This window comes from Pseudomonas sp. LG1D9 (genome assembly GCF_002949995.1).
GTDB lineage: Bacteria > Pseudomonadota > Gammaproteobacteria > Pseudomonadales > Pseudomonadaceae > Aquipseudomonas > Aquipseudomonas proteolytica.
Genome location: NZ_CP026881.1, coordinates 3,546,783 through 3,557,621, shown reverse-complemented (window position 1 = coordinate 3,557,621; position 10,839 = coordinate 3,546,783). Strand labels below are relative to the sequence as shown.

The window sequence follows — 10,839 nt, the reverse complement described above, 5'->3', positions numbered from 1 at the left end:
CTTAAGCCCCGGGCAACCGGGGCTTACCAATAACCTCGCCAGCTGCCGCACGTACCGCGCAGCATCGAGACCTCTTTGCACAAGGAGATACCCATGAAGCGTTCCGTACTGGCTGGCGTATTCGTTACCGCTGCGATGCTGGCCTCCCCCGTGTTTGCCGCAGGTAATGAAGCAGATCTGTGCCAGATCAACCTGGAAAAAATCAACAACGGCAAAGCGCTGCTGGCCACCGACACCAGCGGCAAAAGCGGCGAGATCGACACCGCCGTCTCCCAAGCCAAAGCCGCCCATGCGGCCGGCGATGAAAAGAAGTGTATCGAGATCACGTCCAAGGCCCTGCAAGACCTGCAGAACCTGGACAAAGGCGGCAACCCATAACCCACCAACCGCTCAAGGCCAACCTTTCGGGTTGGCCTTCTGTGACCGTTTGACGTACACTGCGCAGGCTTGTCGCTCACGATCACATCGAGCAACAAGCACGGGGCCGTTTAGGATTCGACGCCGGTTGCGAACCTTTAGGTGCATGCCGAGTTGGTAACAGAACTCGTAAATCCACTGTTGCAACTTTCTATAGTTGCCAATGACGAAACCTACGGGGAATACGCTCTCGCTGCGTAAGCAGCCTTAGCCCTTCCCTCCTGGTACCTTCGGGTCCAGCAATCATCAGGGGATGTCTGTAAACCCAAAGTGATTGTCATATAGAACAGAATCGCCGTGCAGTACGTTGTGGACGAAGCGGCTAAAACTTACACAACTCGCCCAAAGCACCCTGCCCGTCGGGTCGCTGAGGGTTAACTTAATAGACACGGCTACGCATGTAGTACCGACAGCAGAGTACTGGCGGACGGGGGTTCAAATCCCCCCGGCTCCACCACTTCAACATCTAAAGACGTCCACGGACGTCTTTTTTTGTGCCTGAAATCCAGTAAATACAGAGGGTTAAGGACTGCGAGGGCGTTCCATTTTTTTGAGTTCCAGCGTTTTTTTGTATTCCAAGGCATCCGGCTCTATTTTTTTTGAATATCAAAATGGGATCAGAGGAAGCTCTCATTCCTGGGTTAACGCTCCGCCTCTCCGACCGCCAACTCAAGGCAGTCATCCCACTTTATAGCTGCCCTATATGGTTATGGCGAACAGCTCAAGGCGCTTCGCGCTGCAATGGCATCAGCGCGAAATCATAGACATGAAAAAGTCAGTACAGCTAGAGCTAGCACCCAACCTGAACCCGTGTAGCCGAGACTGCTCAGTGCCGAGCGTGGAGTGGGATACAATCACCGGCATCTAATACCATCAGGATTGGCATACGCTCCCTGGGTGCCCACAAGAGATTCCGCAATGCCCCTCACGCTGCAACAACTGGAACGCCATCTGTTCAAGGCTGCCGATATTCTGCGCGGCAAGATGGATGCCTCGGAGTTCAAGGAATACATTTTTGGCATGCTGTTCCTCAAGCGCTGCTCCGACGTATTCGAGGAGCGCTATGAGCAGGTCGTAGCCGATGAGATAAACGCTGGCAAGAGCAAGGCCGAGGCCTTTGTCACGGCGGAAAACCCACGCTGGTACAAGCGTGATGGCAGTTTTTGGGTGCCCAGCCATTCGCGCTTCAAGTATTTGCTCAACGAAGCGCACATCAATGTCGGCGACCTGCTTAACAAAGCGCTGGGCGGCATTGAGGAGAATAACGTCTCCCTGGAAGGGGTGTTGGAGCACATCGACTTCACCCGCAAGGTCGGCCAGAGCAAGATTTCCGATCAGAAGCTGCGCCAGCTCATCACCCACTTTGGTGAAGTGCGCCTGCATAACAGTGACTTCGAATTCCCTGACCTACTCGGGGCAGCCTACGAGTACCTGATCGCCGAGTTCGCCGACTCGGCCGGCAAGAAAGGCGGTGAATTCTATACGCCGCGCTCTGTCGTGCGACTGATGGTTCAACTGCTCAAGCCGACTCTGGCACACGATGTCTACGACCCCTGCTGCGGCTCGGGCGGCATGTTGATTGCTGCCAAGGAATATATCGACGAGCACGGCGAGGACGGCCGCAAGGCCAACCTGTTCGGCCAGGAATTCAACGGTACCGTCTGGTCCATCGCGCAGATGAACATGCTGCTACATGGCATCAGCAACGCCTGGCTGGAGAACGAAGACACACTGGCCGACCCTCGGCATATCGAGGGCGGCGAACTGCGCCGCTTCGACCGAGTCCTCACCAACCCGCCATTCTCCATCAACTGGGGTCATACCGAGAAAAGCCCAGATGGCAGCCTGGCCTGGAACCCGACATTCCGCGAGCAGCGCTTCCGCTTCGGTGAAGTGCCGCTGGGCTCGAAAAAGGCCGACCTGATGTTCCTCCAGCACATGCTCGCCGTGACCCGCGACGAGGGCATGATCGCCACCGTACTGCCCCACGGCGTGCTGTTCCGGGGCGGTGAGGAACGCGGAATCCGCGCTGGCATTATCGAAAACGACCTGCTCGAAGCCGTGATCGGCCTGCCGGCCAACCTTTTCTATGGCACTGGCATTCCCGCCTGCATCCTCATCCTGCGGCAACAAAAGCAGGAAGGTGCCAACCGTATCAGCGCCAAGCCTGCCCAGCGGCAGGGCAAGGTGCTGTTTATCAACGCCGACCGCGAGTACTTCGAGGGCCGTGCGCAGAACTACCTACTGCCCGAGCACATCGAGAAGATCACCACCGCCTTTGACGAATTTCGCCGGATCGGCGGTCTCAGCGACGTGGTGGATATCGCCACACTGCGTGAAAACGACTACAACCTTAATATCCGCCGCTATGTGGATAACGCACCGCTGCCCGAGCCGCATGATGTGCGTGCACACCTGTTTGGCGGTGTGCCCGAGGCCGAAATCGAGGCGAAAGCTCCGTTGTTCGCCGCGCATGGTCTCGACCCGCATGACCTTCTCGTGGCGCGCGAATTGCAATATTTCGACTTTGGCGGCGAGCTAACCCGCCGTGCCGACCTCAAGCCGGCCATCGAAGGCAATGCCGGCCTGCAGTCCAAGGAAGCCGCCCTGCGTGAGGCATTCGAGAGCTGGTGGCACGAACACAGCCCGCGTATAACCGCCTTGGCCGGGAAGTTCGATAATAACGCCGCGCTGGTCAATCTGCGTGGAGAACTGCTGGCCAGCTTTAGCCAGACGCTGGAACGTATTGCCCTGCTCGACCCCTTCCAAGTCAGGGGCATCGTCGCCGGCTTCTGGTACCAGAGCAAGTATGACTTTCTCGGTTTGATGGCGCGCGGCAGTCGGGGTGTGATCGACGCTTGGCGCACCAGCATCATCACCGCCTTGGAAGACAAGGCCAGCAAGCAAAGCCCATTGGAGCACAAACTGGTGAAGTTCCTTCTCGGCGATTTCGTAGCCGGGCTAGCCGAGTTGGAAGCGAGAAAAGCCGAACTGGATAGCCAGCTTAAGATCGCCGCCACAAGCAAGGGAGAGGATTCCGACGAGGAAGACGGCGAAGTGGATGCCGACGACGAAGAAAGTCCGATCAACGAAGCCCATATCAAGGCCTGGAAGGTCGAGCTGGCCAACGTAAAGAGGCTGCTTAAAACCCAGCAGGAAAACTTCGCCAGCCACCTGAATCAAGCTGTCGACGGCCTGGACGAGCCACAAGCCGCCGAGCTGCTGCTGACTATTCTGCACAACGATATGCAGACTATCGTTGAGCGCTATATCGCCGCTCAACGCGCGCAGATTATTGCCGCATTCGAGAACTGGTGGGACAAGTACCGGGTAACGCTGAAAGAGATAGAGCAGAAGCGCGATGCGGCGACAGAGGCGTTTGAGGGGTTCCTGAAGGGGTTGGGGTATGTTTGAGCTCGATAAGGCTCCATTACTCAATGGAAAGATTGAGGTGCTATCTGGCTTTGCCTTTCCGTCTAGCGGCTTCAATCAGCTTGATGGTTTGCCGCTGATTCGGATTCGTGATCTCGGTGGCAGCACCACTGAGGTTCGATTCCGAGGCGCGTATGACCCTGCATATCGCGTCTCCAAAGGCGACCTACTGGTTGCCATGGATGGCGATTTTGAGGTGCATCGATGGGAGGGTGAAGATGCTCTGCTCAATCAACGTGTGTGCAGAATCTCATCGGCTAGTAGAGAAATTGATCAAGGCTTTTTGTATTGGTACCTGAAGCCAAAAATCGCGGAAATCCATCGTAGAACCCCGCAAACGACAGTCCGACATCTGTCGACGAAGGATGTTTATGCGATAGCCGAACCGCCTATTGGCTATCCCGCTCAGAAGCGCATTGCCCAAATCCTCGACACCCTCGACACCGCCATCCGCGAAACCCAGGAACTGATCGTCAAGCTCAAGGCCGTCAAGCAGGGCCTGCTGCACGACCTGCTGGCCCGTGGCATCGACGCCAACGGCCAACTGCGCCCGCCGCAGAGCGAAGCGCCGCAGCTCTACAAGGAATCGCCGCTGGGGTGGATCCCGAGCAAGTGGGAGGTGCTCCGGCTCGATACGGTTACGGCACGTGGCAGCGGGCACACGCCGAGCAAGGATGTTCTTTCCTACTGGAATGGCGGAGTGAAGTGGGTTTCTCTGGCCGACTCGCATCGCCTCGACCAGATCTACATCCACGAAACGGACAAGGAAATCAGCGAGCTTGGTATAGCCAACTCATCGGCAGTTCTTCATTCCGAAGGAACTGTCATTCTGTCCCGCGATGCAGGGATTGGTAAGAGCGCCATCCTCGGCTGCAACATGGCGGTTAGCCAGCACTTTATGGCGTGGCGTTGCGGAGAAAAGCTGAACAACCTTTTCCTGTACTTCTACCTGCAGCGAGAAAAGCCTAAGTTTGAAGCGATAGCGATGGGAAGCACGATCAAGACCATAGGCCTGCCATTCTTCAAAAGCTACGAAATTGCGTTACCTCCGCGCCGAGAGCAGGATCAAGCGGCCGCCATCATGATGGAAACTGAGCAGCATTTGACAGCGCATGATGCCGAACTGGAAAAGCTTCGGCAGCAGAAGATTGGCCTAATGGACGACCTGTTGACCGGCCGCGTGCGTGTCACCCCGCTACTGGAATCTATGCAGCAAGCAGCTGCACAAACGGAAGCCTGATATGCCACTGCGCCTGCCACCTCGCGAATCCCTCACCGTCGAATTCAAGAGCGACCGCAGCAAGCTCCCCGACCGCGAACTAATCGAAGCGCTGGTCTGCCTGGCAAATGCCGAAGGCGGCGAGCTATGGCTAGGTGTCGAGGACGACGGTACGCCCACCGGCCTGCATGCGGAGCATCGCCTGCTGGAGGGCTTGGCCGGCATGGTCGCAGCGCGCACCTCGCCGTCGCTGAACGTACAGGCCGAGACGCTCGATCTGGATGGCGTGACCGTGGCACGTATCCATGTACCCAAAACCCAGGGCGAGGTGGCCACCACCAGCGGCGTCTACCTGCGCCGTCGTTTGAAACACGACGGCTCGCCCGAATGCATAGCCATGCTGCCCCATGAGCGCAGCAGCCGCGCAAGCAGCTTCGGCCTGCTCGATGTTTCCGCCCAGCCGGTGGCCGGTGCCACTCTCGCCGACCTTGACCCGCTGGAGCGCGAACGCCTGCGCCAGGCGGTGCAGCAATACGGCGGCGACCGAGTTCTGCTGGAATTGGACGACGAAGCCCTGGACGGCGCGCTGCTGCTCACTGCGCGCCAGCCGGACGGTATGCGCGTGCCGACCCTTACCGGCCTGCTACTGATCGGCCGGGAAACCTCCCTGCGCCAACTGGTGCCCACCCACGAGTTCGCTTTCCAGGTGCTGGCCCAGCAGGCAGTGCGCTTCAATGAGTTTCGCCGCTTCCCATTGCTCAAGGCACTAGACTGGCTGGAAACCAACTTCCGTCCATACAACCCAGAGGAAGAACTACAGGTCGGCCTGTTCCGCGTGCCAGTGCCCAAGGTCGACTTCGGTGCCTTCCGTGAAGCCGTAGCCAACGCCCTGGTCCATCGCGATTACCACGGCAGGGGCGCGGTGCATGTGCGCCTGGAGGACGATGCCCTGGTGGTCAGCAACCCCGGCGGACTGGTCGATGGCGTAACCCTGGCCAACCTGCTGGTGACCGAACCGCGCCCGCGCAACCCGGCCCTGGCCGACGCAATGAAGCGCGTCGGCGTGGTCGAACGCTCCGGCCGAGGCGTGGACAAGATTTTCCGCGGCATGCTCAAGTTCGGCCGGCCGGCCCCGGACTACAGTTACACCACTGCCCAGAGCGTGGTGCTGCGCCTACCCACCACAGAGGCCGACCTTGACTTCCGCCGCTTGGTAGTCGAGCACGAGCGCGCCACCAACGCCGAGCTGCCCATCGACAGCCTGATCGCCCTGGCCGCCCTGCGAGAGGCCAAGCGCGTCACGGCCGACGAACTGGCCGTACAGATCCAGCGCGACACCGCCAGTGCCAAACGCACGCTGGAGGCCCTGACCGAAGCAGGCTTGGTCGAGGCCCACGGTTCTACCCGAGGGCGCAGTTACACTCTGTCAGCCAGTCTGTACCAGGCCGTGGGCGACAAGGCCGGCTATACCCGCCAGGCAGGCTTCACACCCATTCAACATGAGCAGATGGTGTTGAACTACGTGCAGCAGCATGGGCAGATTCAGCGCGCTGAAGTAATGGATCTTTGTCGGCTCTCGCCTGATCAGGCGGCAAAACTGCTCAAGCGCATGAAAGACAAGGGCACACTGATACAACAAGGTGAACGACGCTGGTCGGTCTATAAGCTCGGCTAAAAATTCTATGAGCCGCTATGAGCCTGTATGAGCCCATACACGCCTGAACTGGATTAAAGGAGTAACCGTGGGCTGGGAATTGGATGACGTCGAAAAACCCTTTGTGACTCAGTTACAGGGGCTGAACTGGAAGCATATCGAGGGCAGCCTCGACGACCCGGCCATCACTGGCCGCAGCAGCTTCAGTGAAGTGATTCAGCGGGCCACACTGGCCGAGCGTCTGCGTGCCATCAACCTACGCGACGGTCAGCCCTGGCTGGAGGAGCAGCGCATTGCCGAAGCACTGGCGGCCATTACCCGCGTGGGCGCCGGCAAGCTGATGGAAGCCAACCAAACAGTCACTGAACTGCTGCTCAAAGGCATCACTGTCGACGGCCTCCAGGGCTGGGAAGGCGGACGTGGTCAGACCATCCAGTACATCGACTGGGCCAACCCGGCCAATAACCACTTCCGCGTGATCAACCAGTTCCGAGTGGATTGCCCACCGGGGTACAACAGCGGCAAGAAATTTATCGTCCCGGATCTGGTGTTGCTGGTGAACGGCATCCCGCTGGTGGTAGTGGAATGCAAGAGCCCATCCATCCCAGAACCGCTGGCCGAAGCTGTCGATCAATTGCGCCGCTACAGCAACCAGCGCAAGGCGGCCTTCGAAGTCGAGGACAACGAGGGTAACGAAACACTGTTCGCTAGCGTGCAGCTGTTGGTCGCCAGTAGCTACGACGAAGCACGGGTGGGCTGCATTGGGGCCGGCTTCGGGCATTTCTCCCAATGGAAAACCGTGGTTGGTCCGGAGGGTAGCGGCAGCGAGCAGTCAGTAGCCGAGCAGTTGGGCAAAGCCAAACTGTCCGAGCAGGAGCGCCTGGTGGCAGGCATGCTGACGCCGGCTCACCTGCTCGATCTGATCCGGCATTTCATGCTGTTCATGCCGGTTGGCGGGCAGACCATCAAGACGGTCTGCCGCTACCAGCAGTACCGCGCGGTGAACCGAACGGTGATCCGTATGAAACGCGGGCAGACACGCCTTGAGTATGGCGAGAGCGACCAGCGCGGCGGCATCGTTTGGCACACTCAAGGCTCAGGCAAGAGCCTGACCATGGTATTTCTGGTGCGCAAGATGCGCACGGATACACAACTGCGCCGCTTCAAAATCATCGTGGTCACTGACCGTAAAGACCTGCAAAACCAGCTCTCCGCCACCGCCACGCTGAGCGGTGAACTGCCGGAGGTGGCCTCCAATATCCAGGGTGTTAAAGCCTTGGCACGTCGCCAGGGCCCCGGCTTGGTATTCGCCACCATCCAGAAGTATCGCAATCCCGAACAGGAAGAAGATGGGGAGGCGTCGATCCCTACGCAAGCTACTGCCCCCCTCAAAGCCGCAGAAAAGCGCGCGCCCTACCTGGTAAGCAAACCATTCGAGGTGCTCAACCACGACGAGAGCATTCTGGTATTGATCGATGAGGCGCACCGCACCCAGGCCGGCGATCTGCAGGCAAACCTGCTGGCGGGCCTGCCCAACTGCGTGCGCATCGGCTTTACCGGTACACCGATCATCATGGGCGATAAGAAACGCACCCACGAAATTTTCGGCGCGTTCATCGACAAATACACCATCAAGGAAGCCGAGGCAGATGGCGCTACAGTGCCGGTGCTTTACGAAGGACGCACTGCCCAAGGCGCATTAAAAGATGGAGCGAGTCTGGATGAACTGTTCGAGGATTTGTTCCGCGAGCACAGTCAGGACGAGCTGGAGCTGATCAAGAAAAAATACGCCACCAAAGGCCATATCTTTGATGCCCCCGCGCTGATTGCAGATAAGGCGCGCGACATCCTCAGACATTACGTCACCCATATCCTGCCCAATGGCTACAAGGCGCAGGTGGTAGCCTATAGCCGGATTGCGGCAATCCGCTATTTCCACGCACTGCAGGCCGCCCGCGATCAGTTGTTGGCCGACGCCGAAGCGTTGCCAGCAGCCGACAAGGACCTCGACGATGAAGCACTGTGCCAGCGTCCACCCAAGCTGCAGGCGCGCGTGCAGGCGTGGCGCTATCGCGACAGGCTACGCAGCCTGGAATTCGCACCGATTATTTCCGGCTCAAATAACGATCCGGCCGAGTGGAAAACCTGGACGGATGGCAGCAAGCACGAGCTGCTGATCCAGCGTTTCAAGAAGCCCCTGAATCATGAGCAGCCAGGCAAGACCGACCCGTTGGCTTTCCTAATCGTTAAGTCTATGTTGCTCACCGGCTTTGACGCCCCCATCGAAGGGGTCATGTACCTTGACCGGCCAATCAAGGAAGCCGAGCTGCTGCAAGCCATTGCACGGGTCAACCGTACTGGTTTCGGCAAGCGCTGCGGCATCGTGGTCGATTACTACGGGGTCGCTAACCACCTGCGCGAAGCGCTGGCAGCTTATGCCGACGAGGATATCGAAGGTGCGCTGAGCAGCATCAAGGACGAGGTGCCGGTGCTGCGCGATCGTCATCTTCGTGTAGTGGATGTGCTGCGTCGCCAGGGCATCGAGTCGCTGGAAGATGCCGAAACCTGCATTGCCGCACTGGAGTCGGAAAAGGTGCGCGCCGAATTTGCGGTAAAACTCAAAGCGTTCCTCAACTCATTGGACACCGTGCTGCCACGCCCCGAGGGCCTGCCCTTCGTCAAGGATGCCAAGCGCCTGGCCTATATCCACGCGCGGGCACGTGGGCGCTACAAGGACCTGCCGCAATTGGGCAAGGATGTCGGTGCCAAGGTGCGCAAACTGATCGACGATCATGTTATCTCACTGGGCATCGACCCGAAGATTCCGCCGATCCAGCTCACCGATGCAGACTTCGAGAAACAGTTGTCGCGAAGCGTCAACGACCGCGCCAAGGCATCAGAGATGGAGCACGCCATTCGCTCGCATGTGCGCAAGCATACTGATGAAGATCCGGTGCTCTATCGCAAGCTGTCCGAACGCTTAAACGAGCTGCTCAAGTCGCTGGGCGAGCAGTGGGATCAGTTGGTTGAACAGATGCAGAAGATCATCAACGAGCTGCGCAGCGGTCAAATGAGCGATGGCTACAGCCCCCTGGATTTGCCCGAACACTATGCACCCTTCCTGCGCACCCTGCTGGATGTGGTGTGTGCCGACGCCAATCCGCAGCCCGCCGAGCTGCTGCGTTTGAAGGATGTGACAGTGGAACTGGTCGATCTGTTGGTGGGCGAACTCCAAAGCCACCGCGATATCTGGAGCCCGCGCAAGCGAGCGGCACAGGAGGAGCTGGCCGGGCAGCTATTTGATTACCTGATGCGACTGCGTCCGCCCTTGGTGGATAGCGATACGGCGGGGGTGCTGTCTGACCGCCTGATGGATCAAGCGAGAGCCAGCCATGAACGGTTGATGCAGCTATGAGCAGTCAAACCCTCACCGTAAACGATCTGCAACTGACGCTACGCCGCAGCGCGCGGCGCAAGACGTTACAGATCACCGTCGAACGTGACGGCGCACTTATCCTGTCTGCCCCGCCAGAGGTTGAGGAGCAAGCGCTGCGGCAATTCGTAGCGGAAAAAAGCTTCTGGATTTACTCGCGTCTTGCCGAAAAGGAACGCCTGCAGCGCTCAATCCCCACCAAGGAATACGTCGACGGAGAGGGGTTTCTGTATTTGGGACGAAGTTATCGCCTCAAACTGGTTGATGAGCAGGATGGGCCATTAAAACTTTCTGCTGGTCGCTTCCGCCTGCTGCGTAGCGAACTGCCAAGAGCCCGCGAACATTTCATCCGTTGGTATAGCGAACATGCCCGCAGCTGGCTCGCCTTACGAGTCGAGAACCACCAAGCGCGAATGGACCTGACGCCCAGCGGTGTGCGTGTGCAGGATCTGGGCTATCGCTGGGGCTCATGTGGTAAGGGCGCACAGCTCTATTTTCATTGGAAAACAATCCTACTGCCCAAGCCCATTGCGGAGTACGTGGTGGTGCATGAGATGGTGCACCTACAAGAGCCACATCACACCCCAGAATTTTGGCTCCGCCTGGAACGCGTCATGCCTGACTATGCACAGCGCAAGACATGGTTGGCAGAACATGGAATTGATGTTGAAGGAATCTGAGTAC

At 58.5% G+C, this 10,839-nt stretch carries 6 protein-coding genes and 1 other RNA gene; all 7 read left to right on the top strand.

Translation table 11 applies throughout. The features are described 5' to 3' along the window. Window positions 1-93 precede the first annotated feature (93 nt). The 7 genes from C5F71_RS16655 (at window position 94) to C5F71_RS16620 (ending at window position 10,835) form a co-directional block, all read left to right on the top strand. The gene (locus tag C5F71_RS16655; protein WP_104911560.1) at window positions 94-378 is read left to right on the top strand and encodes a hypothetical protein; all 285 of its coding nucleotides are present in this window, start codon (window positions 94-96) and stop codon (window positions 376-378) included. A gap of 102 nt (window positions 379-480) precedes the next feature. Beyond that, window positions 481-874, top strand: a transfer-messenger RNA (tmRNA) gene (gene ssrA, locus C5F71_RS16650). A gap of 461 nt (window positions 875-1,335) precedes the next feature. Beyond that, on the top strand, window positions 1,336-3,831 hold the full coding sequence (locus C5F71_RS16640) for a class I SAM-dependent DNA methyltransferase (protein ID WP_104911559.1): 2,496 nt from the start codon (window positions 1,336-1,338) through the stop codon (window positions 3,829-3,831). After that, the gene (locus C5F71_RS16635; RefSeq protein WP_104911558.1) at window positions 3,824-5,089 is read left to right on the top strand and encodes a restriction endonuclease subunit S; all 1,266 of its coding nucleotides are present in this window, start codon (window positions 3,824-3,826) and stop codon (window positions 5,087-5,089) included. Before C5F71_RS16640 ends, C5F71_RS16635 begins: the two co-directional genes overlap by 8 nt. Before the next feature lies 1 nt (window position 5,090). Beyond that, window positions 5,091-6,743: an ATP-binding protein gene (locus tag C5F71_RS16630; protein ID WP_104911557.1), complete on the top strand. Its 1,653-nt coding sequence runs from the start codon at window positions 5,091-5,093 to the stop codon at window positions 6,741-6,743. 67 nt (window positions 6,744-6,810) lie between these two features. After that, the gene (locus C5F71_RS16625) at window positions 6,811-10,137 is read left to right on the top strand and encodes a type I restriction endonuclease subunit R (protein WP_104911556.1); all 3,327 of its coding nucleotides are present in this window, start codon (window positions 6,811-6,813) and stop codon (window positions 10,135-10,137) included. Then, window positions 10,134-10,835, top strand: coding sequence for a M48 family metallopeptidase (locus C5F71_RS16620; protein WP_017700074.1), 702 nt, complete (start codon window positions 10,134-10,136; stop codon window positions 10,833-10,835). The genes C5F71_RS16625 and C5F71_RS16620 overlap by 4 nt, the downstream gene beginning before the upstream one ends. The last annotated feature ends 4 nt before the right edge of the window (window positions 10,836-10,839 follow it).

Excerpts from the sequence above, each read along its gene's own strand:
- C5F71_RS16655 (WP_104911560.1), top strand. The coding sequence starts at position 94 with ATGAAGCGTTCCGTACTGGCTGGCGTATTCGTTACCGCTGCGATGCTG.
- C5F71_RS16640 (WP_104911559.1), top strand. The coding sequence starts at position 1,336 with ATGCCCCTCACGCTGCAACAACTGGAACGCCATCTGTTCAAGGCTGCC.
- C5F71_RS16635 (WP_104911558.1), top strand. The coding sequence starts at position 3,824 with ATGTTTGAGCTCGATAAGGCTCCATTACTCAATGGAAAGATTGAGGTG.
- C5F71_RS16630 (WP_104911557.1), top strand. The coding sequence starts at position 5,091 with ATGCCACTGCGCCTGCCACCTCGCGAATCCCTCACCGTCGAATTCAAG.
- C5F71_RS16620 (WP_017700074.1), top strand. The coding sequence starts at position 10,134 with ATGAGCAGTCAAACCCTCACCGTAAACGATCTGCAACTGACGCTACGC.